The organism is Microbacterium testaceum StLB037, from assembly GCF_000202635.1.
Taxonomy (GTDB): Bacteria; Actinomycetota; Actinomycetes; order Actinomycetales; family Microbacteriaceae; genus Microbacterium; species Microbacterium testaceum_F.
In genome coordinates this window covers 3,427,897-3,451,232 of record NC_015125.1, presented here as the reverse complement: position 1 = coordinate 3,451,232, position 23,336 = coordinate 3,427,897, and the positions used below count along the sequence as shown (strand labels likewise).

23 protein-coding genes, 2 tRNA genes and 1 other RNA gene are annotated in these 23,336 nt (G+C 70.2%); 11 read left to right on the top strand and 15 right to left on the bottom strand.

What is annotated here, in order from left to right; all coding sequences use genetic code 11:
• Positions 1-16: 16 nt before the first annotated feature.
• The 3 genes from MTES_RS15715 to MTES_RS15705 form a co-directional block, all read right to left on the bottom strand.
• The gene (locus MTES_RS15715; protein ID WP_013586267.1) at positions 17-265 is read right to left on the bottom strand and encodes a hypothetical protein; all 249 of its coding nucleotides are present in this window, start codon (positions 263-265) and stop codon (positions 17-19) included.
• 10 nt (positions 266-275) lie between these two features.
• On the bottom strand, positions 276-1,130 hold the full coding sequence (locus MTES_RS15710; RefSeq protein ID WP_013586266.1) for a hypothetical protein: 855 nt from the start codon (positions 1,128-1,130) through the stop codon (positions 276-278).
• A gap of 220 nt (positions 1,131-1,350) precedes the next feature.
• A tRNA-Lys gene (locus tag MTES_RS15705) sits at positions 1,351-1,423 on the bottom strand.
• Positions 1,424-1,526: 103 nt separating this feature from the next.
• Here MTES_RS15705 and MTES_RS15700 point away from each other — a divergent pair.
• Together MTES_RS15700 and MTES_RS15695 are read left to right on the top strand one after the other, a co-directional pair.
• Positions 1,527-2,345 (top strand): inositol monophosphatase family protein, encoded by an 819-nt coding sequence (locus tag MTES_RS15700; protein WP_013586265.1) that lies wholly within the window; start codon positions 1,527-1,529, stop codon positions 2,343-2,345.
• Positions 2,342-2,905, top strand: coding sequence for a hypothetical protein (locus MTES_RS15695; protein WP_013586264.1), 564 nt, complete (start codon positions 2,342-2,344; stop codon positions 2,903-2,905). The genes MTES_RS15700 and MTES_RS15695 overlap by 4 nt, the downstream gene beginning before the upstream one ends.
• Before the next feature lie 4 nt (positions 2,906-2,909).
• On the opposite strand, the gene MTES_RS19410 is transcribed toward MTES_RS15695, so the two are convergent.
• Complete coding sequence (locus tag MTES_RS19410; protein ID WP_013586263.1) at positions 2,910-3,176, bottom strand: hypothetical protein; 267 nt, start codon at positions 3,174-3,176, stop codon at positions 2,910-2,912.
• Between the two features lie 59 nt (positions 3,177-3,235).
• Between MTES_RS19410 and MTES_RS15685 the strand changes: the two genes are divergently transcribed.
• A complete protein-coding gene (locus MTES_RS15685; RefSeq protein WP_043361561.1) occupies positions 3,236-3,775 on the top strand; it encodes a YaeQ family protein in 540 nt (179 codons plus the stop codon).
• A gap of 74 nt (positions 3,776-3,849) precedes the next feature.
• Here the strand turns inward: MTES_RS15685 and ssrA are convergent.
• Positions 3,850-4,219: a transfer-messenger RNA gene (gene ssrA / locus MTES_RS18990) on the bottom strand.
• Positions 4,220-4,441: 222 nt separating this feature from the next.
• Between ssrA and MTES_RS15680 the strand changes: the two genes are divergently transcribed.
• A complete protein-coding gene (locus MTES_RS15680) occupies positions 4,442-5,092 on the top strand; it encodes an SIMPL domain-containing protein (RefSeq protein WP_013586261.1) in 651 nt (216 codons plus the stop codon).
• Positions 5,093-5,101: 9 nt separating this feature from the next.
• On the opposite strand, the gene smpB is transcribed toward MTES_RS15680, so the two are convergent.
• The 4 genes from smpB to prfB form a co-directional block, all read right to left on the bottom strand.
• A complete protein-coding gene (gene smpB / locus MTES_RS15675; protein WP_013586260.1) occupies positions 5,102-5,578 on the bottom strand; it encodes an SsrA-binding protein SmpB in 477 nt (158 codons plus the stop codon).
• A gap of 51 nt (positions 5,579-5,629) precedes the next feature.
• Entirely contained in the window at positions 5,630-6,547 is a 918-nt protein-coding gene (gene ftsX, locus MTES_RS15670) for a permease-like cell division protein FtsX (RefSeq protein WP_013586259.1), read from the bottom strand.
• Positions 6,544-7,563, bottom strand: coding sequence for a cell division ATP-binding protein FtsE (gene ftsE, locus MTES_RS15665; protein WP_013586258.1), 1,020 nt, complete (start codon positions 7,561-7,563; stop codon positions 6,544-6,546). Before ftsE ends, ftsX begins: the two co-directional genes overlap by 4 nt.
• Before the next feature lie 99 nt (positions 7,564-7,662).
• Positions 7,663-8,775 (bottom strand): peptide chain release factor 2, encoded by a 1,113-nt coding sequence (gene prfB / locus MTES_RS15660; protein ID WP_013586257.1) that lies wholly within the window; start codon positions 8,773-8,775, stop codon positions 7,663-7,665.
• Between the two features lie 25 nt (positions 8,776-8,800).
• Between prfB and MTES_RS15655 the strand changes: the two genes are divergently transcribed.
• From MTES_RS15655 to MTES_RS15645, 3 genes are all read left to right on the top strand, one after another.
• Entirely contained in the window at positions 8,801-10,084 is a 1,284-nt protein-coding gene (locus MTES_RS15655) for an MFS transporter (RefSeq protein WP_043361558.1), read from the top strand.
• A 160-nt stretch (positions 10,085-10,244) separates the two neighbouring features.
• Positions 10,245-12,020 (top strand): M20/M25/M40 family metallo-hydrolase, encoded by a 1,776-nt coding sequence (locus tag MTES_RS15650; RefSeq protein ID WP_158309759.1) that lies wholly within the window; start codon positions 10,245-10,247, stop codon positions 12,018-12,020.
• Positions 12,021-12,153: 133 nt separating this feature from the next.
• On the top strand, positions 12,154-12,813 hold the full coding sequence (locus MTES_RS15645; RefSeq protein WP_013586254.1) for a YoaK family protein: 660 nt from the start codon (positions 12,154-12,156) through the stop codon (positions 12,811-12,813).
• On the opposite strand, the gene MTES_RS15640 is transcribed toward MTES_RS15645, so the two are convergent.
• Positions 12,797-13,819, bottom strand: coding sequence for an NADPH:quinone reductase (locus MTES_RS15640; RefSeq protein ID WP_013586253.1), 1,023 nt, complete (start codon positions 13,817-13,819; stop codon positions 12,797-12,799). The two genes, MTES_RS15645 and MTES_RS15640, sit on opposite strands and share 17 nt — an antisense overlap.
• 72 nt (positions 13,820-13,891) lie before the next feature.
• Between MTES_RS15640 and MTES_RS15635 the strand changes: the two genes are divergently transcribed.
• From MTES_RS15635 to MTES_RS15625, 3 genes are all read left to right on the top strand, one after another.
• Positions 13,892-15,502 carry an amidohydrolase gene (locus MTES_RS15635; RefSeq protein ID WP_013586252.1) on the top strand — a complete coding sequence of 537 codons (1,611 nt, stop codon included), beginning with the start codon at positions 13,892-13,894 and terminating at the stop codon, positions 15,500-15,502.
• Positions 15,503-15,553: 51 nt separating this feature from the next.
• Positions 15,554-15,635 (top strand) — tRNA-Leu (locus tag MTES_RS15630).
• A 49-nt stretch (positions 15,636-15,684) separates the two neighbouring features.
• The gene (locus MTES_RS15625) at positions 15,685-16,431 is read left to right on the top strand and encodes a DedA family protein (protein ID WP_013586251.1); all 747 of its coding nucleotides are present in this window, start codon (positions 15,685-15,687) and stop codon (positions 16,429-16,431) included.
• A gap of 9 nt (positions 16,432-16,440) precedes the next feature.
• Here MTES_RS15625 and MTES_RS15620 read toward each other — a convergent pair whose 3' ends face one another.
• A complete protein-coding gene (locus MTES_RS15620) occupies positions 16,441-17,295 on the bottom strand; it encodes a Ku protein (RefSeq protein ID WP_013586250.1) in 855 nt (284 codons plus the stop codon).
• A 238-nt stretch (positions 17,296-17,533) separates the two neighbouring features.
• On the opposite strand from MTES_RS15620, the gene MTES_RS15615 reads away from it, so the two are divergent.
• Complete coding sequence (locus tag MTES_RS15615; RefSeq protein WP_013586248.1) at positions 17,534-20,011, top strand: ATP-dependent DNA ligase; 2,478 nt, start codon at positions 17,534-17,536, stop codon at positions 20,009-20,011.
• Between the two features lie 145 nt (positions 20,012-20,156).
• Here the strand turns inward: MTES_RS15615 and MTES_RS15610 are convergent, their stop codons facing one another.
• From MTES_RS15610 to rph, 4 genes are all read right to left on the bottom strand, one after another.
• Positions 20,157-21,074 carry a cation diffusion facilitator family transporter gene (locus MTES_RS15610; RefSeq protein ID WP_013586247.1) on the bottom strand — a complete coding sequence of 306 codons (918 nt, stop codon included), beginning with the start codon at positions 21,072-21,074 and terminating at the stop codon, positions 20,157-20,159.
• A gap of 83 nt (positions 21,075-21,157) precedes the next feature.
• Positions 21,158-21,976 carry a glycosyltransferase gene (locus tag MTES_RS15605; protein ID WP_013586246.1) on the bottom strand — a complete coding sequence of 273 codons (819 nt, stop codon included), beginning with the start codon at positions 21,974-21,976 and terminating at the stop codon, positions 21,158-21,160.
• A gap of 17 nt (positions 21,977-21,993) precedes the next feature.
• Positions 21,994-22,590 carry an RdgB/HAM1 family non-canonical purine NTP pyrophosphatase gene (gene rdgB, locus MTES_RS15600; RefSeq protein WP_013586245.1) on the bottom strand — a complete coding sequence of 199 codons (597 nt, stop codon included), beginning with the start codon at positions 22,588-22,590 and terminating at the stop codon, positions 21,994-21,996.
• Between the two features lies 1 nt (position 22,591).
• Positions 22,592-23,317, bottom strand: a complete 726-nt coding sequence (rph, locus tag MTES_RS15595; protein WP_013586244.1) for a ribonuclease PH — start codon at positions 23,315-23,317, stop codon at positions 22,592-22,594.
• Positions 23,318-23,336: the final 19 nt, after the last annotated feature.

The following is a 23,336-nucleotide window of genomic DNA, read 5'->3' as shown; positions in this document are numbered from 1 at the left end:
GGGCCGTCCGACGCCGTCATTGGGCGGACGGTTCCTGACCGTCCGCACGGCCGGCGCGGAAGAGGAACAACACTCGGATCTCCCACGCAACCCAGAGAGCGGACCACAGCAGGAGAAAGCCGGCGACGGCCCATTGCACGGGTCCGAACCGTGCGCTCATGGCGCTCAGCACGGCGAGCGCGACGAACATCAGCAGCAAGACGGCGTGCACGACAAGCGAGACGACGTGCCTCCGCCGTGTCATGCCGTAGAGCTTCGCCTCCATGGCTCGTCCGTCATCCCGCGGAGGCGGGCAACACGTCCACGTACACGCTGTACTCGTTGCCCGGAGTCGTCATCGTGTCCCACATCTTCTCGGTGTCGCCGGGGGTCGAGCACGCGACGGAGAGGAACAGCATGTGCCCGGTGTTGTAGTCGGGACCCTGCATGACCTTCATGTCGGCCCCGGTGCTGTTCTCGGCGGCGGGAACCGTGTAGTGGAAGAACGGGATCTGGCCGAGACCTTCCTCGTGGTAGGGCACCCCCACCACGGTCTCCTCGTGGAATCGCGCGGGGTCTTCGATCCCCAGCTGGTCGCGGAAGAACAGCAGCGTCGAGATGCCGTAGGCCTTGTCGCTGAAAGCCCACCGGGCGTTCTCGTCGCTCCCGTTCCGGGCCATGCCGACGAACGACATGCACGAGCCCAGGAAGCCGTAGGCGGTGCTCATCTGGCCGCCGTAAAGCGAGTCGTTGTCGACCGACGGAATCTGCTTCCACTCCCACGGCGAGTCCGGCGCGGTGCTGATCACCGTCCGGCCCCCGTCGAAGCCCTCGTCCGCGGGCACCTCGAGCACGACCCGCGAGGAGGACACGGGGTCGGTGATGAACCCGTCCAGGCGGGCGTACTCGGTCGTGCCGGTCGGTCCCGCCTCGGGGGTGGCGGACTCGACCGGAGCGGCAGCCATTTCGGGCGCAGCCATGCCGGTCAGCGCGCGGATCCCGAAGAACGCGCCGACGCCGAGGACGACGACACCGACCACCGAGAGACCGACGATGAGCCCGAGGCGCCCACCGCGCTTCTTCTCCGGAGAGGCCGGCGGAGTCGGCGGGAGGGGCGGAGCGGGCGGCAGGCCGGGAGGGGTGTCGGTCACGGGGGCTCCTAGTGTCCTCGGTCGCGCCGGATCCGCGGCGCGGTTCGCGATTCTGAGATCGTCGCAGAGGGGACCCGCGGCGTTCCACCGCGTGACAGGCGGCGTGCGCGCACGGTATGGGGCATGGCGAAAGTAAGCGTCGACATCGCGTGCAGGACGGTGCGGGAGCGATCGTCGCGGAGCGAGAAAGGGCCCCCACCCGAAGGTGGAGGCCCGTGCGTGCACCCCCTGGGACTCGAACCCAGAACCCACTGATTAAGAGTCAGTTGCTCTGCCGATTGAGCTAGAGGTGCAGGCTGATCCGCCTCAGATTTGCTTGGCGAACCGAGGGATTACGTTACCAGGCGTGACGCGGCGGCACCAAATCGGCCCCGTCTCGCCGGTTATCCTGGAGCCGTGTCCCAGACTCCCGACGAGATCCTCCCCACCCTCGCCGACGACCTCGCGCTCGCCCTGCGTCTCGCGGACGCCGCCGACGCGGTCGCGATGGCGCGCTTCGACGCCGACGACCTGCGCATCGACACCAAGGCCGACCGCACGCACGTGACCGAGGCCGACCTCGCCACCGAACGCGCCATCCGGGAGATCCTGGATGCCGAGCGCCCCGGCGACGCGGTCCTGGGCGAGGAGTTCGGAACATCGGGTGACACCGCCCGGCGCTGGGTGATCGACCCGATCGACGGGACGCACAACTACATGCGCGGCATCCCGATCTGGGCGACGCTGATCGCACTCACCGTCGACGGCGTCCCGGTGGTCGGCGTCGTGAGCCAGCCCGCCCTGGGACGTCGGTGGTGGGCCGCCACCGGGCATGGCGCGTGGACGATCACCCCCTCCGGGGAACCCCGTGGCATCCATGTGTCCGACGTCGACGACCTCGCGAAGGCGAGCATCAGCTTCCAGAGCATCGAGCAGTGGAACGACGTCGACCTGCTGCCGACCCTCGACCGCCTCTCTCGCGCCGTCTGGCGTGATCGCGGCTACGGCGACGCCCTGCCCTACATGTGGCTCGCCGAGGGGCGCCTCGAGCTCGTCGCCGAGTTCGGCGTGCAGGAGTACGACATCGCCGCCATCGCCCCCATCGTGCGCGAGGCCGGCGGAAGCTTCACCGCCTTCGACGGCTCGGACCGCCTCGACGCGGCCTCGTCGTTCGCGACGAACGGCGTCCTCCACGACGCGTTCCTCGCGCTCGTTCACGAGGAGGACTCCGCGTGACCCGGCGCTTCGCTCTGACCCTCGCGGCCGCCGCTCTGAGTGTCATCGCCCTCGCCGGCTGCTCAGGGCCCTCGCCGACGCCGACCGCGGCGGCGCAGGTGCCGTCGGACGGAGCCACGACGTCCGCGCCCGATCCCACCGACGGCGGCACCCCCGAACCCGCGGCCGACCCGACCTGCGACACGATCATCCCGAAGAGCACGGCCGACGACTTCCGCAGCCTCGGGTGGAGCGTCAGCGCCGAGTCGTTCCGCGTCGGCGCGACCGAGATCGACGGCGGCATCCAGTGCAAGTGGGGCGATCAGCGGATCACGACCGACCGCGTGCAGGTCTTCGGCTGGGCGCCGATCGACGACGCCACCGCCGCCGAGGCCGAACGTGACCTCGTCGCCTCGGGCTGGCGCCGCGAGGAGGGGCCGAGCGGCACCTACGTCACCGAGAACCCCGCGTGGGCGGTCGGCAAGGACTCCGACGGCTACGGCATGACCTACCTCTTCGGCGACGGCTGGGTGAAGCTCGCCGACACCCGCCAGAGCCTCGTCCTCGTCGAAGGGCCGTGACGCCTCACCGATAGGGGTTGACGGCTGCGGCATCCCTCGCCGCCACGAACCCCTCGTCCCACGCGTCGCCGCGCGCCTCGCGCTCGCGCCACAGTTCGTCGGCCCGGCGCACCTTGTCCGCGAAAGCGACCCAGTCGCTCCACGCGGCGGTGATCCCGGATGCCGCTCCCCCGGCGTCGCCGCGCGCGACAGCGGTCCAGGTGCCGGCGTCGGGCGTGGGCTCCAGGCGGAACGGGCCGACATCGATACGGAGTGCGCGGGGATCTGGCATCCCTCGACGCTAGGCGCTGGATCCTCACCCCGACAAGCACTCGCGTAGGCTCGACCCTCGTGGCTATCGGCGCGACCATTCACACGTTCACGGTGCAGCTCTCGGACGTCGATCGCGGCGTCTACGACGAGCTGTCGATCCGCGTCGCCCGGCATCCGTCCGAGACCGACGCCTACATGCTCACGCGCGTGCTCGCCTACTGCCTCGAGTACGAGGAAGGCATCGACTTCAGCGAAGGCATCTCGGCGACGGATGAGCCCGCCGTCCTCGTCCGCGACCTCACGGGCGCCCTGGTCGCGTGGATCGAGGTCGGGGCTCCGGATGCCGCCCGCCTCCACACCGGCAGCATGAAGGCCGCGCGCACCGCCGTGTACACGCACCGCGACCCCGACAAGGTCGCCGCCCCCTGGGCCGGGAAGCGCATCCACCGCGGCGACGAAGTGCTCCTGCGCAGCTTCGATGCGGGGTTCGTGGAGCGCATGGCCGGGCACATCGAGCGGCGCAGCACGGCCACGCTCACGCGGACCGAGGGCCGGATCTACCTCGAGCTCAACGGCGTCTCGGACGAGACGGACATCCACACCCGTCCCGCCGCCTGAGGACGACGGAAACGACGACGCCCCCACCCCACCGAAACGGGTGGGAGCGGGGGCGTCGTCGAGGTGACAGTGGCTCGTGGAGCTGGGGGGAATCGAACCCCCGTCCAACGCTGGGTCTCCGCGTTTTCTCCGGGCGCAGTCTGTGAAGACGTTCTGCTCGGCTCCGACCTTTGTCACAGACACCTAAGTCGACAAGCCCAGCCTGGGAAAAGTCCCGCGTGACGTCCAGACGCCGTCACGCAGCAAGACCCCTAAATGACGCCAGGATCCGTGGCGGGGTCACACACGGTCTGACGGACTATCGGGCTCGCTTACGCAGCGAGGGCGAAGTCAGTGCGCTTAGCATCGGCACTTATTGTTTTGCAGGGAGCGTTTACGAGATAACCCCACATCCTCGGCCCGCTTCTCGCGGGTTCGCAGGCGCTGTCGAAACCGATCAGCCCCGGGAACTCCGTTCGGAGTGGCCACTGTCACCCTGTTGAATTACCACCTCGGTCGCCGTCTTCATCAGCGGCACCCGAGCATCACAGTCTACAACGGTTCGCGGGGCTCCATGATTCCCTCCGTGCGGGCCCGCCGTCCTGCGGAGTTCGCCCCCCTGGCGAACGAAGTCCGCAAGACTGCCCGAACCGGCCGGTCTGTAGCACCCTCCCGTAGGCTCGCGGCATGAGCGAGGTCGTCATCACCGTGCGGGGCGAGAGCAATGCGCGCGTGCGCGCCGAGGAGGCCGCGGTCCGCGTCACCGTCGTCACGGACGGACCCGCACGCGGTCCCGTGGTCGAGCGCGCGCAGGAGCGCGCCTCGTCGGTGCAGGACGGACTCGTCGCGCACCTCCGCTCGGGTGAGGTGTCCGAGTGGTCGAGCGCCCGCGTCTCGGTCTGGTCCGACCGGCCGTGGAACAACGAGGGGGCACAGCTCCCGCTGGTCCATCACGCCGCCGTCGAACTCTCCGCCACGTTCATCGACGCCGGGGCGCTGTCGTGGTGGCTGGGCGACGTCGCCGAGTCCGACGACGTGCAGGTCACCGCGGTGGAGTGGCGCCTGTCGTCCGAGACACGCGCCCGCGTCGAGCGGGACGTCGCCGCCGATGCGGTCCACGTCGCCGTCGAGCGTGCCACCGCCTACGCGGATGCCCTGGGACTGGCATCCGTCACCGCCGTCGAGATCGCGGATGCCGGGCTGCTGGCGACGCGGCCGGAGAACGCGCCGATGTTCGCCGCCCGCGCCATGGCGGCCGACGTGGGGCCGTCGTTCAGCCTGCAGCCGCCCGAGATCGTCGTCAGCTCGACCGTCGAAGGACGCTTCCGCGCGGAGTGAGGCGGCGGCTCACTCGCCCAGACGGTTCTTCGTCCGCATGGCGCGCTCGGCCTCGCGCTTGTCTTCGCGCTCGCGGATCGTCTGACGCTTCTCGAACTCGCGCTTGCCCTTGGCGACGGCGATCTCGACCTTGGCGCGCCCGTCCAGGAAGTACAGCCGCAGCGGGACGAGCGTGTAGCCGCCCGCGGCCACCGCGTGCGAGAGCTTCACGATCTCTTCTTTGTGCAGCAGTAGCTTGCGCGTGCGCTTCGCCGAGTGATTCGTCCAGTGTCCCTGCGAGTACTCGGGGATGTGGACGGCGTCGAGGTAGGCCTGACCGCCGTCGATGTAGGCGTAGCCGTCGGTGAGGTTCGCGCGCCCCTGGCGCAGCGACTTCACCTCGGTTCCGGTCAGAACCAGACCCGCTTCGTACGTCTTCTCGATGGCGTAGTCGTGTCGCGCCTTCTTGTTCGACGCGATGAGCTTCTCCCCCTGCTCACGAGGCATGGTGCCACCTCCTCATGATCATGGGCACACAGAGCTGCTCAGTCTACGGGATCAGGCGCGGAGCCATCGCCGAATGGCGAAACCGGCGCTCAACGCCGACAGCACCACGCCGATGACCACGATCACGGGCACGACGATCGCAACGTCGGAGAGGCCCACCCAGGACGTGATGAAGCCGATCCGATCGCGCAGATAGCGCTCGACCCCGACCTGGACCATCGCCCACACGGCGACGCTCGCGAGAGCAGAACCGATGAGCGCCGCGAGGACGCCCTCGAGGATGAACGGCGTCTGGATGAAGCGGTTGGACGCCCCGACCAGACGCATGATCCCGAGTTCCCGGCGCCGGGCGAACGCGGAGAGCCGGATGGTCGTCGCGATCAGCAGAACCGCGGCGATGAGCATGAGCCCGGCGATCCCGACCGCGACGTAGGTGGCGACCGTCAGCGACTGGAACAGGGGTTCCAGATACTGCATCTGGTCCTTGACCTCTTCGACCCCGGCCTGCCCGCTGAACGCCTCCGCGATGACGTCGGATTGGCCCTGGTCGACGAGGTTGATGCTGAAGGTCGCGTTGAACTGGTCGGCGGTCACCACCCCGGCGATGTCGGAGGAGAGCAGTCCCTGGGCGTTCTGGAACGCCTCGTCGCTCGTCGAGAAGCTGTAGTCGCGGATCAGCGGCTTGAGCGCGTCACCGTCGAGCGTCGCGCGGACGGCGTCGATCTGCTCCTGCGTCGCCGCCTCGCCGGGCGTACAGGTGGCGGAGTCCGACACCGTCGAGCACATGAACACGGCGACCTGGGCCCGGTCGGCCCAGTACGACTGCATCTTGCCGATCTGCATCTGCATGAGCATCGCGGCGCCGACGAAGGTCAGCGAGACGAACGTGACGAGGATGACCGAGATGACCATCGACGCGTTGCGGCGAAGACCCGAGAAGGCCTCCGAGAGGATGAGCCCGAACCTCATGACGTGGGTCCCACTTCGTCGTCGCGGTCTTTCTTCTCGGCGAGACCGAGTCTGTCGGCGAGGCCAAGCGCGTCGACCTCGGGGGTGCTCACCGGGATCGAGCGCGTGTTCGTAGCGGGCTCGCGCCGTTCCGCGGCGGGCGAGGTGGTCACCGATGGCGACTCGGGCTCGACCGGTGCGGCCGAGACCTGCTCCGAGCCTTCCGGCCCGCGCAGCGGCTCGACCGGTCCTGTGATGCTCGTCACTTCGCGCTGCACCTCGAGCACCGCGGTCAGCGCCGCCACGGCGGCGGCACCCTTCTCGACCTCGGGCGCCAGCACCGGCAGACCGGAACGGTCGCCGTAGCCGCCGTGCCGCTCGTCGCGGACCATCTCGCCGCCGCGCAGCTCGATCACGCGCCGCTGCATCTGGTCGACGAAGCCGGCCTCGTGCGTCGCCATGACGACGGTCGTCCCGCCGGCGTTGATCCGCGCGAGGAGCCGCATGATGTCGATCGAGGTACCGGGGTCGAGGTTTCCGGTCGGTTCGTCGGCCAGCAGCACCTGAGGGCGGTTCACGAGGGCGCGCGCGATCGCGACGCGCTGCTGCTCACCGCCGGAAAGCTCGTGCGGCAACCGCTTCTCTTTGCCGTCGAGGCCCACGAGGGCGAGCACCTCGGGAACGGCCTGCTGGACGAAACCGCGCGAAGCGCCGGTCACCTGCAGCGTGAAGGCCACGTTCTGGTGCACGGTCTTGTTCGGCAGCAGCCGGAAGTCCTGGAACACCGAGCCGATGTGGCGACGGAAGTAGGGGACCTTCCGGTTCGACAGGGTGCGCAGGTCGCGCCCGAGCACGACGACGCGCCCGTCGCTCGGGGTCTCGGCCCGCAGGATCAGCTGCAGGCACGACGACTTCCCCGAACCCGAGGCGCCGACGAGGAAGACGAACTCTCCGCGCTGCACCTCGAAGTCGACTGCGTTCAGCGCGGGCTTCGTGGTGCCGCGATACCGCTTGGTGACATTCTCGAACCGGATCATGGCTCGACGAGCCTAAACGCGCGTTCCGAGGAGCCCGACAGGACGCGCCGTGTCGGCATCCGGGAAAACCCTATGGATGCCGGACCCCCGGCATCCGTCTCAGTCGTCGTCGTCTTTGCGCTTGCGCCAACGGATCCCGGCCGCGATGAGACCGTCGAGGTCGCCGTCGAAGACCACCGCGGGGTTTCCGACCTCGTAGCCCGTGCGCAGGTCTTTCACGAGCTGCTGACCGTAGAGGAAGTAGGAGCGCATCTGATCGCCCCAGCTGGCCGTGATCGTCCCGGCGAGCTCCTTCTTCTTCGCCGCCTCTTCTTCGCGCTTGAGCAGGAGGAGGCGGGTCTGGAGGACGCGCATCGCGGCGGCGCGGTTCTGGATCTGCGACTTCTCGTTCTGCATCGAGACGACGAGGCCCGTGGGGATGTGCGTGATGCGCACGGCAGAGTCGGTCGTGTTGACCGACTGGCCACCGGGGCCGGACGAGCGGAAGACATCGACGCGGATGTCGCCCTCGGGGACCTCGACCTCGACGGCCTCTTCCATCACGGGGATGACCTCGACCGCGGCGAAGCTGGTCTGCCGCTTGTCGGCGCCGCCGAACGGGCTGATGCGGGCGAGGCGGTGCGTGCCGGCCTCGACCGACAGCGTGCCGTAGGCGTAGGGGACATCGACCTCGAAGGTGGCCGACTTGATGCCGGCGCCCTCGGCGTAGGACGTGTCCATGACCTTCACGGGGTACTTGTGACGCTCGGCCCAGCGCAGGTACATGCGCAGCAGCATCTCGGCGAAGTCGGTGGCGTCGTCGCCGCCCGCGCCCGAGCGGATCGTGACGACGGCGGAGCGGGAGTCGTACTCTCCGTCGAGGAGCGTCTGCACCTCGAGCTGGCCGATCACGTCTTTGAGCGAGGCGAGCTCGCGGCGCGCCTCGTCGGCGCTGTCTTCGTCGTCCATCTCGATCGCGAGTTCGACGAGCACCTCGAGGTCGTCGAGTCGCTGCTCGATCTCGGTGATGCGCTTGAGCTCGGCCTGTCGGTGGCTGAGCCGGCTGGTCACCTTCTGCGCGTTGTCGACGTCGTCCCAGAGGTCGGGGGCACCGGCCTCTTCGCTGAGGCGGTCGATGTCGGCTTTGAGTGCGTCGACGTCGACCACGGCCTGGATATCGGCGAAGGTCGAGCGCAGCGCCTGGATGTCGGCGGTCAAATCGAGTTCGAGCATTTGGAATCAGCCTATCGTGGAGACGATGACCGCCGACTCTCCCCGGAGCGTGCTGGTGCGCTTCGCACCCATGATCTACGGGCCCACCTTGCTCTTCGCCATCGGCGAGGGTGCCGTCATCCCCCTGATCCCGGTCATCGCGAACCGCCTCGGCGCCGATGTCGCCCTCGCGGCTCTGGTCGCCGCGGCCCTGGTCGTCGGGCAGCTGTGCGGCAACATCCCCGCGGGATGGGCGGTGGCGCGCTTCGGCGAGCGGATCACGATGGGGGTGGCCGGCATCGTCATCCTCGGCGGCCTGGTCGGCGTCGTCTTCGCCGGGACTCTCGCGATCTTCGCGGCCGCCGTCTTCCTCATCGGATTCTGCGCCGCGTCGTTCGCGCTGGCCCGGCATTCGTTCATGACGACGCGTGTCCCCCTGCACTTCCGAGCGCGCGCGCTGTCGCTGCTCGGCGGCACGTTCCGCCTCGGAATGTTCGTCGGACCGTTCATCTCCGCGGCGTTGCTGGGGATCTTCGGCGACGAGACGGCATCCATCCTCTTCTTCGCCGTGTGCCAGGTCGCCACGATCCTTCTCGTGTTCCTGGGCCCCGACCCCGAGAAGGCCGTTCCCGTGACCGGGGTCGCTGCCGGTGAGCCCGCCGAGGGCGCCTCCCGGGAGGCCGAAGACACCGGGGAGCCCGTGAGCGGGGCCATTCCCACCGCCGAGCGGGCGGGCGTCTTCCGCACGATGTGGCGCTTCCGCGCCGTGTTGGCACGACTCGGTCTGGCGGCGGCCTCCCTGTCCGCCGTGCGCTCGGCTCGGCAGGTGGTGCTTCCGCTGTGGGGCGTCTCCCTCGGACTGGATGCCTCGACGATCGCGGTCGTCGTCGGCGTGTCGGGCGCGATCGACTTCGCGCTCTTCTACGCGAGCGGGCAGGTCATGGATCGCTTCGGGCGCCTGTGGGCGGCCCTCCCCGCAATGGTCCTCATGGGAGCGGGGTTCCTCGCGCTGGCTTTCACGCACGATCTGACGAGTGCGGCGATGTGGTTCGCGATGTTCGCCGCGGTCCTCGGGGTCGGCAACGGCTTGTCCAGTGGCATCCTGCTCACTCTCGGCGCCGACCTCGCGCCCCCGGACGAGCCCGCCGCCTTCCTCGGGTCGTGGCGCACGTTGACGGATGCCGGGGGCGCCGTCGCCCCGGTTCTGATCTCGGCTCTGACGGCCACCGTGTCGCTCTCGGGGGCCGTGGGCGCGATGGGTGTGATCGCCGCGCTGGGCGCTTTCGGCTTCGTCCGCTGGGTGCCCAGGTACGTGCCGCGGGCACGGTGATTTTCGTCGCCGGAATTGTTTCGACCCCGTAAAAATTCCGGCGACTCTTGTCGTTTCCGACAATCTCCCGACAGAATCAAAACGCGATCGTCTTCTCCGGACGACGCGTCATTCCCCCTGGATGATGCGGGCATCGGTGCCCGCGGAGAGGTGCATTCCTGTGCCCAGAAACACCCTGCTCCCCCCACCTCGGCGCGTGCGCCGCGCGTCCGCGATCGCGGCGACGAGTGCTCTCGTCGGCGGTGCGCTGATGATCGCACCCGCGGCGTTCGCCGCACCGGACGCGGAGGTCCCCAACGACCTCGGGCTCACCGGTGCCGACGTCATGACGCACCTGACCGAGCTCTCGGCGATCAGCGAGTCCTTCGCCGATGAGGGGTACCGGTCGTGGAACGGCCCGGGTTACGAGGCGGCGGCGCAGTACGCCGAGAAGGTCCTGGCCGACACCGGCGCCTTCACCGTGACCCGCCACGCGTTCGACGTGCCCTACTCCGAGTTCGGCGTGGCATCGCTCGTCGTCGACGGCACGGTCTACACCGGGTCGCACTTCGACAACAGCGAGGGCACCGACGGCGACGTCACCGCTCCCCTCGCCCTGCCCGTCTCGGAGGACGGCGGCTTCCTCGGGTGCGCCGCGAGCGACTACGCCGAGGTGCCGGCCGGATCGATCGTCCTCGTGCAGCGCGGCATCTGCTCCTTCGAGGAGAAGATCGGCTTCGCCTCGGATGCCGGGGCCGCCGCGGTCTTCGTCTACAACAACGAGCGACCCCCGGAGGAGAACACCGCTCCCGAGGACCAGCTGACCAACGTCACCTCGGGTCCGCGCAACGAAGAGGACTCCCCCGCCGCCACACTCCCGCAGGCCAGCGGCGACGCGATCGAGGCGCTCATCACGGCGGCACCGGACGACGCTCCCGTCGAGGGCACCGCGACCATCGAGAAGCAGTTCCTCGTGGGGACCTCGTTCAACATCATCGCCGACAGCACCGCGGGCGACCCCGAGGACACCGTCGTCATCGGCGCGCACCTCGACGGTGTCGCCGAAGGACCGGGCGTGAACGACAACGCGTCAGGTTCCGCGGCCGTGCTCGCCCTCGCCGAGAAGATCGCGGCATCCGAGGTCCCCAATGACAAGCGGATCCGCCTCGCCCTCTGGGGCGCGGAGGAGATCGGTCTGCTCGGGTCGACCGCGTACGTCAACGACCTCGTCGCGAACGACGCGGCGGAGTGGGATCGCATCTCGTCGTACCTCAATTACGACATGATCGGCTCCGAGAACTTCACCGTGGGCGTGTACGACGCCGACCGGTCGACGTTCCCCGCCGAGGGCGTCAACATCCCCGAGGGCTCGGAGGCGATCGAGAAGATCTACACCGACTACTTCGACACGATCGAGCAGCCGTGGATCGACACCGAGTACTCGGGTCGCTCCGACTACCAGGCGTTCATCGACAACGGCGTGCCCTCGGGCGGGCTGTTCTCCGGTGGCGACGACATCAAGACCGAGGAGCAGGTCGAGATGTTCGGTGGAACGCCCGGCGTCTTCATGGACCGCAACTACCACACGGTCAATGACACGCTCGCGAACATCAACCGGGACTCGGTCGACATCTTCGCCCCGGCGATCGGCCACGCGGCCGCCGCTCTGGCGTGGACCGCGGCGGTCGAGCCGTCGCCCGAACCGACCGTCGAGCCCACGGGGGAGCCGACCCTCGAGCCGACGGCTGAGCCCACGACGGAGCCCACGGCCGAGCCGACGACCCAGCCCAGCCCCTCGCCGAGCACCACGACCGGCCCGGGACCGCGCGACAACCTCGCGAAGACCGGATCGAACGCCGAGGGCTCGGCGCTCCCCGCGATCGGTGCCGGCATGCTCGTGCTCGGCGCACTCATCGCCGCCGGCACGGTCATCGCCCGCCGCCGCCCGCAGGAGTAAGCACCACCGGATCGACCGTCGGGGTCGTGCGCTTCGGGCGCACGGCCCCGACGCCGTTTCGCGACGGACGATTTGCCCCGCCGCCTCGCGCGCAGGAAGATGCGAATCAGGCGAGTCGGATCGGGAGGGCGCCGTGAAAGACGTGGACCGCGAAGCGCTCGCCCTCTCCGCCGCGCTGGCCGCGGTCGCGGGTTTCGTGGACGCGATCGGGTTCCTCGACACCGGCGGACTCTTCGTCTCGTTCATGAGCGGCAACTCGACGCAGGGCGCGGTGGGCCTGCTCGACGGAAGCCCGCAGGTGGCGCTCGTCTCGGCCGGGATCATCGCCGCGTTCGTGATCGGCGTCACCGCCGGCGCGACGGTGAGCATGCGCGCCGCGCGTGCGCGCGCGTGGGTCGTCGCGGGATCGGCGGCGGGCGTCGCGGCCACCGCCGCCCTGGCGCTCGGGGGCGGGTCCACGACGTGGCGCGTGGGCGTCCTCGCCGCGGCGATGGGGGCGTTGAACACGCTGTTCCTCGCGGAGGGTCGCGCGCGCGTCGCGATCACCTACGCGACCGGAACGCTCGTGAGCCTGGGTCTCGGACTCGCGGCCCTGCTCACCGGCGGCTCCCGGACGGCCTGGCGTCGCCCGCTCCTGCTGTGGTCCTCGCTCGTGACGGGTGCCGTGATCGGCGGGCTCGCGCACCGGTGGGGCAGCCCGATCGCGCTGGGGATCGCCGCCCTCGCGCTCGCGGGCGCCGCCGCGGTGATCGCCCTCCGCGGGCGCGGCTCCGCGGTCAGTCCTCGTCGCTGACCCGGATCAGGACCTTGCCGGTCGTGCCGTCGGCCACGGCGTCGTGGGCCGCCGCCGTCTCAGCGAGCGGGAACCAGGTCAGCGGAAGGCCGGCCTCGTCTCCGACGGGAAGCGCTCCGTCGGCCACCGCCGCCGACACGTCTTCCGCCGCGGCCGTGAGAGCCGTCTCGCCGACGGTGTAGAGCAGGAGGCCCTGCCACCGGACGTTCTTGGCGAAGCTCGCCCGGACGGCCGCGGTGAAGCTGTCACCCCCGTTGTCGGCGTAGTAGCCGATGCTCCCGTGATTGGCGATGACCTCGACGTCGAGGGCCGCGTTGTCGGCGATCGCCACCTCGACGATGTGCTCGACACCGTTCGGAGCCAGATCCCGGATGCCGTCGGCCAGCGTCTCGCTCGGGTACTGCAGCACGTGGTGGGCGCCCGCCGCGCGCGCCAGCGCCTCCTTCTCGTCGCTGCTGACGGTCGCGATCACCGTCGCCCCCGCCCACACCGCGAGCTGGATCGCCGCGTGGCCCACGGCCCCGGCACCGCCCTGCACGAGAACCGTCCGTCCGGCGAGAGCGCCGGGGGCGAGCCGCGACGGACCGTCCTCGTGCACCGTGAGCGCGCGGTGCGCCGTCATCGCCGGCACGCCGAGGCTGGCCCCGAGGGCGAAGGAGGCGTCGTCCGCGAGCGGAACCGCCCGCCCCGCGGGGATCACCGCGTACTCGGCCGCCGTCCCCGTCGGACGCTCGTGCTGTGCGAGATACACCCAGACGCGCTGACCGGCCGAAACCGACGTCACGCCCGGGCCCACGGCATCCACGATCCCCGCTCCGTCCTGGTTCGGCGTCACCTCCGGGAAGGAGAAGGGACGGCCGCCCTCGCGGGCCTTCCAGTCGGTCGGGTTCACGCCCGACACGGCGATGCGCACCCGCACGTCGCCGGGGCCGGGCTCGGGCACGGGACGCTCGCCGAGCGTGAGGACGGAGGAGCCACCGGTCTGGGAGTACGTGATCGCGCGCATGAAGAGGACAAGGAGCCCGCTCCCGCACGCATTCCCTCGGCGTGTCGTCCCGTCGGCCGCCACACTGGGCGGATGAGCAGTCTCCTCGTCGCGAACGGCATCCTCTTCTCGGCGGGCGCGATGATCGACGGCGATGCCGTGGGGATCCGCGACGGTCGGATCGTCGCGACGGGGACGCGCCGTGAGGTGCGGACCATCCTCGGCACCGTCGACGACGAGGTCGACGCGCGCGGCGGGCTCGTCACTCCCGGGTTCGTCGACGCGCACATCCATCTCGGCGGGGGCGCGGTCGACGCCCTGCGGTGCGATCTCGCCGGAGCGGACTCCCTCGCCGAGATCGATCGGCGCGTGCGGGCGTTCGCCGCCGGTTCGACGGCATCCTGGATCGTCGGCGGGGGCTGGGACCCCACGCTCTTCCCCCACGGGGGTCCGACCGCCGCGCACCTCGACGAACTCGTCCCGGATCGTCCCGCCCTGTTCCTGGATGCAGATCACCACGGCGCGTGGGTGAACAGCGCGGCGCTGCGGGCGGCGGGGATCGACGCGGACACCCCCGATCCGTTCGACGGGCGGATCGAACGCTCCACCGACGGCACCCCGAGCGGAGCGCTCCGGGAGGGGGCGATGCAGCTCGTGTCGCCTCTCGTCCCGCCGTCCGCCACGGCCGACGTGGCCCGTGCGCTGCGGACGATCGCCCGTGACGTGGTGGCCGCCGGGATCACCGGGTGGCAGGAAGCGGCGCTCGGCCTCTACGCGGGCTACCCGGACTTCTCGGACGCGTACCGCGAGCTCTCGACCACGGGGAACCTCGTCGGGCGAGCGACGGGCGCGATCTGGGTGCCCCGCGATCTGACGGCGGACACGATCGACGCCTTCGTCGCGGACTGCGTCGAGCGCGCCCGTGCGAACACGACGGCGGGGTTCCCGACCCGGACCGCGAAGCTCATGCTCGATGGGATCATCGAGACCCGCACGGCGCACGTCTGCACCCCCTACCCCGACGGATCGCACGGCCTCGCCTACTTCGAGCCCGCCGTCGTGCAGAAGCTGGTGCCCGCCCTGAACGCGGCGGGCATCTCCGTGCACGTCCACGCCCTCGCCGACGCGGCGGTGCGCGACGCGCTCGACGGGTTCGCGGCGGTCCCCGCCGACGTCCGCGCCGGGGTGCGCAACCACATCGCGCACCTCGAACTCGTCACGCCGTCCGACGTCCCGCGCTTCGCGGAGCTCGGGGTGACGGCCAACTGCCAGCCCTACTGGGCGTGCCGGAACGACCTCGTGCGGGACGTCACGCTCCCGCTGCTGGGGAAAGAACGCGCGGATTCGCTCTACCCCTTCGCCGACCTGCGCGCGGCCGGCGCGACCCTCGCGATGGGATCGGACTGGCCCGTCTCCACGTATGACCCCTGGCTCGGCATCCACGTGGCCGTCACGCGTCGCCCGCCGGGAGAACCGGATGCCGAGCCGCTCGGCGCCGCGCAGGCACTCCCCCTCGGCGTCGCGCTCGACGCGTACACCCGCGGGTCCGCCGACCTGCTCGGTCTCGGATCGGGCACCCTGACCCCCGGGGCGTCGGCCGACCTGGCCATCGCCGACCGTGATCCCTTCACGGGCCCGGCCGACGGCATCCATGAGACCCGCAACGCCGCGACGATCGTCGGGGGCGAGCTGTTCGGGGGTTGACGGCTGCTTCACATCGTGGGAGCCTCGCGCGCGCATAGACTGATCCCACTCGCGGGAGTGGTGAAATTGGCAGACACGCAGGATTTAGGTTCCTGTGCCTTCGGGCGTGGGGGTTCAAGTCCCCCCTTCCGCACGACGACTGCCGTACCCGAGCACGACCTCTCCGACCCGACGGGACCGATGTGATCCACCCCACCGCCCTGCTCCCGTGGCTCGACCCCGCGACGATCATCACCAACTCGCAGCCGTGGGCTCTGCTGGTGGTCTGCTTCATCATCTTCGCCGAGACGGGCCTGCTCATCGGGTTCCTCCTCCCCGGCGACACCCTGCTGATCATGGCGGGCCTACTGTCGCACTCCACTCCCGCGGCCCCCAACGGCGTCTTCGGGATCAACGCGTGGTGGGTCGCCCTCGCGATCGGCGTCGCCGCGTTCATCGGCGGTGAGGTCGGGTACTACATCGGGCACAAGGCCGGGCCGTCGATCTTCGAGCGCAAGGACTCGGGCCTGTTCAGCAGGAAGAACGTCGAACGCACCAACGCCTTCTTCGTGCGGTTCGGCGGGCTGACCGTGATCCTGGCGCGCTTCGTCCCGGTCGTGCGCACCTTCGCCCCCATCGCGGCCGGTGTCGGCCACATGCCGTGGCGCAAGTACACGCTGTACAACTTCATCGGCGCCGTCCTGTGGGGCATCGGGCTGACGATGCTCGGCTACGCGGTGGGATACATCCCCTTCATCCGCGACATCGTGACCGAGTACATCGACGTCATCCTGCTCGCCGCCGTCGCCGGCACCGCGATCTTCATCGGCATCCACTACCTCCGTGAACGCTCCGCCGCCAAGCGCGAGGGTGCCGTCACGCACGCCGAGGCCGAGGCACTGACGCTCGACCCCCAGACGCTCGAAGACGGCGACAAGCCCGCGCGCTAAGCCCGCGCGCTAAGACGCTTTCGAGCTCTTCTTCTTCGCGGAGGCCTTCTTCTTCGCGGGCTCGTCCTTCTCGGCGCGCGCGGCGCGGCTGCGCTCGACGCTCGCGCGCAACGCCTCCATCAGGTCGATGACCTCTCCGCCGTCCTCTTCCTCCTGCGTGCCGAAGGTGGCATCGGTGTCGATCGCGTCCCCCTGCTCGAGCTTCGCGTCGATGAGGGTGCGCAGCTCCGCCTGGTACTCGTCGGTGAACTCCTCGGGGTCGAAGTCCTTCGAGAAGCTCTCGACGAGGGATGCCGACATCTCGAGCTCCTTCGCCGAGATGCGCACGCTCTCGTCCAGCGCCGGGAACGCGGCCTCGCGCACCTCATCGGCCCACAGCAGCGTCTGCAGCACGAGCACCTCATCCCGGACGCGCAGAGCCGCGAGCCGCGTCTTCTGGCGCAGCGAGAAGCGCACGATCGCCGTGCGGTCGGTCTGTTCGAGCGTCTTGCGCAGCAGCACGTAGGCCTTGGGCGACGAGGAGTCCGGCTCGAGGTAGTACGCCTTGTCGAGAGTCAGCAGGTCGACCTGGTCGCTCGGCACGAACTCGACGACCTCGATCTCGCGGCTGCGTTCGCTGGGGAGCGACGCGAGGTCGTCCTTGGTCAGCACGACCGTCTGCTCGCCGTCGTCGTAGGCCTTGTCGATGTCGCTGTAGGGCACGACCTCGCCGTCGATCTCGCAGATGCGCTGGTACCGGATGCGCCCGCCGTCGGCATTGTGCACCTGGTGCAGGGACACGTCGTGGTCTTCGGTGGCCGAGTACACCTTCACGGGCACGTTGACGAGGCCGAACGTCAGGGCGCCCTTCCAGATCGATCGCATGAGATCAGTGAACACCGAAAGGGGGCCGGATGCCGAGACCCTTGCGCCGCGGAATGCTCCCGGTCCCTTCGACAAGCTCAGGGACCTCACGCGCGAGGTGGCTGAGCCCGCCTCCCGGTCCCTTCGACAGGCTCAGGGACCCCAGACGCGAGGTGGCTGAGCCTGTCGAAGCCACCGGGACCCCGGCACTCCGCAACCCCCTCGGCATCCCGGACCTCCCCCGCTCTACGCTGGGGCGATGGTGGAGCAGACGGTGCAGATCGGCGGTCGTCGACTGCGGCTGTCCAATCTCGACAAAGTCCTGTACCCCGAGACCGGGACCACCAAGGGCGAGGTGATCGACTACTACTCCCGCGTCGCGGCGCGTCTTCTCCCCCACGTCGCCGACCGCCCCGTCACGCGCAAACGGTGGCCCGACGGCGTCGGGACCGCGGATGCCCCGGGTGAACCGTTCTTCGCCAAGGCTCTGGAGCCGGGCGCTCCCGCGTGGGTGCGCCGCTTCCCGATCGATCACTCGTCGGGGGCGAAGGACTACCCGCTCGTCGACGACCTTCCCACGCTCGTCTCCCTCGCGCAGGTCGCGAGCCTCGAACTGCACGTCCCGCAGTGGCGGTTCTCGCCCGACGGCGAGCGACAGAACCCCGACCGTCTCGTGCTCGATCTCGACCCCGGTCCCGGCGTGGGACTCGTCGAGTGCGCCGAGGTCGCCCGGTGGGCGCGGGCGATCCTCCGTGACATCGGCCTCGACCCCCTCCCCGTCACCAGCGGCAGCAAGGGCATCCACCTCTACGCGCATCTCGACGGGAAGCAGTCGAGCGAAGCCGCCAGCGCGATCGCGAAGGAGTTGGCGCGCGCGATCGAGGCCGACCACCCCGACCTCGTCGTCAGCCAGATGTCCAAAGCCGCGCGTCCGGGCAAGGTCTTCATCGACTGGAGCCAGAACAACGGCTCGAAGACCACGATCGCGCCGTACTCGCTGCGCGGGCGGGCGCAGCCGACGGTCGCGGCTCCCCGCACATGGGAGGAGCTCGACGACCCCGCCCTCCGTCACCTGCTCTTCACCGACGTGCTCGAGCGCACGGGCGACCCCCTCGCCGCGGTCGAACGCGAGACCGGGCCCCTGCGCGCGTACATCTCGAAGCGCACCGCCGGCCGCACGCCCGAACCCGTGCCCGAAGCACCGCACGGCGAGCCCGCGCCCGAGGGCCTCCCCCGCTTCGTGATCCAGGAGCACCACGCGTCCCGCCTGCACTGGGATCTGCGCCTCGAACACGGGGGCGTGCTCGTCAGCTGGGCGGTGCCCAAAGGCATCCCCTCGACGACAGCCAAGAACAGCCTCGCGGTCATGACCGAGGACCACCCGATGCAATACCTCGACTTCACCGGCGAGATTCCGCGCGGAGAATACGGCGCGGGCATCATGACTGTCTGGGACACGGGCACGTACGAGCTCGAGAAATGGCGCGACGACGAGGTGATCGCGACGCTCCAGGGGCGCGACGACGGCCCGCTCGGGCGCGTGCGCGTCGCGCTGATCCGCACGGAGGGCCGCGGCGAGAAGTCCCAGTGGCTGCTGCACCGGATGAAGACGGATGCTGAGGGCCGCCCGCAGGCAGACGGCGCGCCCGTCGTGGCGCTCGATCACGGTCGAGTCGGGCGCGATCCGGAACCTCGCGGTGCCGCCGCTGGGCACGCCGACGGCGATGTGGACGCGCCGGACGGTTCCCGCCGCGGCGCCCCTTCCCCCGCCGACGTACGCCCCATGCTCGCGACGTCCGCCACGCCGGGGCTGGCGCGCGCAGCCGCCGGGCGGTGGGGACAGGCGTGGGTGGAGATGAAGTGGGACGGCATCCGTGGGATCGGACTGTGGGACGGCCGGCGCCTACGCCTGCGTTCGCGCAACGGCAACGACCTCACCGCGGCGTATCCCGAGCTCACGACGGTCGACCTCGGTCTCGGCCCCGAGCCCGCGATCATCGACGGCGAGATCGTCGCCCTCGATCCGCAGGGACGGCCGAGCTTCCCGCTGCTGCAGAAGAGGATGAACCTGGCCCAGCCCCGCGAGATCGAGCGGGAAGCCCGCCGCACCCCCGTGCACCTGTACCTGTTCGATGTCCTCAGCGTGGGAGACCGCGACGTCTCGCCCCTCCCCCTCGCCGAGCGCCGCGGCATCCTGGAGTCCCTCGCTCAGAAGGCCACGGCCCCCGTCGTCATTCCACCCGTGTTCGACGACGTGGATGCCGCCGTCGCCACGAGCGGTCGATTCGGGCTCGAGGGGGTCGTCGTGAAGGACCCGCGTTCTCCCTACCGCCGCGGCGAGCGGTCGGAACAGTGGCTGAAGGTCAAGCATTCGCGCACGCAGGAGGTCGTCGTCGGCGGTGTGCGCCCGGGGAAGGGCAACCGTGCGGGCACGATCGGGTCGCTGCTCGTGGGCGTGCCCGACCCGGACGGACTGCGCTACGCCGGCCGCGTCGGCTCGGGCTTCTCGGAGCAGACGCTGGCGCGCTTGAGCGAGCTCCTCGCGCCGCTCGGCAGCGACGCGGATCCGTTCGTCGGCGTTCCGGCGGCCGACGCCCGCGACGCGATCTGGGTGCGCCCCGAGCTCGTCGCCGAGGTGGAGTTCGCGGAGTTCACGCCGGACGGCATCCTGCGTCAGGCGCGGTGGCGGGGGCTGCGGCCGGACAAGGATCCGAGCGAGGTCGTGCGGGAGGGCTGAGGGGTCCCGGTCCCTTCGACGAGCTCAGGGACCCGGGCGGACGGGGTCGCTGAGCCCGCCGAAGCCACCGCACCCCTCGACAAGCTCAGGGACCCGGGCCGACGGGGTGGCTGAGCCCGTCGAAGCCACCGAGGCGCGGCGCGACCTACGCGTGGCGCGAGTCGTGCTCGACGTGACCCGCGGGCTCGAGCTGGAAGGTCGAGTGCTCCACGTCGAAGTGGTCGGCGAGGCACCCCTGCAGGGATTCGAGGATGCGGGCTGCGCGCCCATCGATCAGCGCCTCGTCCTCCACGATCACGTGCGCGCTGAACACGGGAGCGCCGCGCGTGAGCTGCCAGACGTGCACGTCGTGCACATCGACGACGCCGTCGGTGTCGCGCAGGTGCTGCCGGATCTCCGCCACGTGCACGTCGACGGGTGCCGACTCGGTCAGCACGACGACGACCTCGCGCAGCAGGCCGATGGCCCGCGGGACGATGAGGACCGCGATGAGCAGCGAGGCGATGGCATCCGCTTGCGTGAATCCGGTCGTGACGATCACGATCGCCGCGATGATGACCGCGATCGACCCCACGAGGTCGCCGAGGACCTCGAGGTACGCGCCGCGGACGTTGATGCTCCGCTTCTGCGCCCGGCCGAGCAACCACATCGAGATCGCGTTGGCGACCATGCCGACCGCGGCGACGACGAGCATGAGCCCGCCCTGCACCTCCGCCTCGGCGGGGGCCAGAAGACGCTGAACGGCCTCGATCCCGACCCACGCGCACAGAACGATCAGGATGACGCCGTTCGCGAGCGCCCCGAGCACCTCGGCGCGCTGATACCCGAAGGTCCGGCGGTCGTCGGCCGGGCGCGAGGCGATCGCCGTCGCGATCAGCGCGACCACCAGGGCGGCCGCATCGGTGAACATGTGCGCCGCGTCCGCGAGGAGCGCGAGAGAGCCCGACAGGATCGCGCCGATGATCTGCACGACCATCACCGACGCCGTGAGCGTCAGGGCGGTGGCGAGCAGACGCCGGTTGCTGGCATCCCGGATGCCACCGGCAGGGGCGTGATCGTGCATAGCTCCAGGCTAGGTGGCGCACCCGATCTCCCGCGTGTTTTCGCGGTAGTCGGGAATGAGAACGGGTGTCGCTCTCGCCGGCCTCAGCGCCGCAGGCCCGCGAGCTGCGCCTGGATCCGCCGGTGCGCGTGCAGCGCCGGGTACACGCCGAGGAAGATCGCCATCGGCGCGCGGAGACGCATGTCACGGATGCCGTGCGCCGAGTACGTGTTCTCGAAACGGTCGATGTACCGACGGAAGTCGCGCGGACGGTCGTCGAGGCGCCGCGCGCCGATCCCGGCGACCATGTTCGAGAAGTAGCCGATGCGGCGCCCCGCGAGAGCGAGGTGCACGGCGATGTCGAGGTCCTCGTGCATGATGTCGGCCTCGTCCTCGCAGAGGTGCTCGCGCACATCGCGCCAGGCGTCGGCCCGCACCGCCATGTTGCTGCCGAAGAGGAACACGAAGTCCCCCGCCAGACGCACCTGGAGCCGGCGGAACGCGTCGTCGATCTGCTGGCCGATCGCGCGCAGCGGCAGGTCGTAGTACTCCACCGGGCCTGAAGCCGCGTCGACCTCCCCCGACGCGAACACGCGTGAGACCTGCGCGACCCAGTCGGGCTTGATCGCCGTGTCGGCGTCGATGCGTCCGAGGACGTCGCCGACGGCGGCATCCATCCCGAGGTTCCGCGTGGGAACGAGGCCCTGCCGCACGTCCTGACGGAGGAGCCGGATGCCGGCACCCGGGTGCTCCGCGATGAAGCGCTCGACCACGGCCCGCGTCGCGTCCGTCGATCGGTTGTCGACGACGAGCACCTCGGCGGCGGGTACCGTCTGTCGCACGATCGCGTCCAGACACTGCGCGATCACGGCCTCCTCGTTGAAGGCGGGCACGATGATCGACACCGCGGGAAGGGGCTTCACGCTTCCTTCCTACACGCTCAAAGTTGCCGCAGAAGGGGAACGAGATGACGGAACGCCCGCGCACGGTGCGATTCCGCGTTCTTCTCCTCCGCCGACCACTGCCCCACCGTGCGCTCCTCACCCGGCGTCTGACCCTCCGGGACGAAGATCGGGTCGTAGCCGAACCCGCCGGTGCCACCCGGCGCCGTCGCGAGACGGCCGGGCCAACGCCCCTCGACCGTGTCCTCGCGCCCGTCCGGCGTGACGAGCGCGATCACCGAGACGAACTGCGCGGTGCGGTGCGGGTCGGCGACGTCGGAAAGCTGGTCGAGCAGGAGCTCGAGGTTGGCGGTGGAGTCCTTCTTGTGCCCCGCCCAGTACGCCGAGAACACCCCCGGCGAGCCGCCCAGCACGTCGACCGCGATACCCGAGTCGTCGGCCAGCGCGGGAAGCCCCGTGTGCGCGGCGGCCGCGCGCGCCTTGATCAGCGCGTTCGCGGCGAACGTCACGCCGTCTTCGACCGGCTCGGGCCCGTCGTAGCCGACGACCTCGAGGTCGGGGCGGACCGCGGCGACGATCGCCTGGAACTCCTCGACCTTGTGCGCGTTGTGCGTGGCCAGGACGACGCGAGCCATCTCAGCCCTCGAGAGCCGCGGTCTGGATGCCGCGCAGCTCGGCGCACCCGTTCACCGCGAGGTCGAGCAGCCGGTCCAGCTCGGCCTTGTCGAACGGCGCGCCCTCGGCGGTGCCCTGCACCTCGACGAACAGCCCACGGCCGGTGACGACGACGTTCATGTCGGTCTCGGCACGCACGTCTTCGACGTAGGCGAGGTCGAGCATCGGCTCACCGTCGATGATGCCGACGGACACGGCCGAGACGGAGTCGATGAGCACCTCGGAACGCTGCGCGATGAACTTCTTCTCGCGGCCCCAGGCGATGGCATCCGCCAAAGCGACATAGGCACCCGTGATCGCCGCGGTGCGCGTGCCGCCGTCGGCCTGCAGCACGTCGCAGTCGATCACGATCGTGTTCTCACCCAGCGCCTTGGTGTCGACGACGGCGCGGAGGGCGCGGCCGATCAGGCGCGAGATCTCGTGCGTACGGCCGCCGACCTTGCCCTTGATGGACTCGCGGTCGTTGCGGCTGTTCGTCGCACGCGGCAGCATCGCGTACTCGGCGGTGACCCACCCCTTGCCCTTGCCGGTCAGCCAGCGCGGCACGCCGTTCGTGAACGACGCCGTGCACAGCACCTTCGTGCCGCCGAACGTGATGAGCGCCGAGCCCTCGGCGTGCGCCGACCAGCCGCGCTCGATGGTCACGGGACGGAGCTGATCGGTGGTGCGACCGTCTTTGCGGGTCATGGGTCCTCCAGAGGAACGG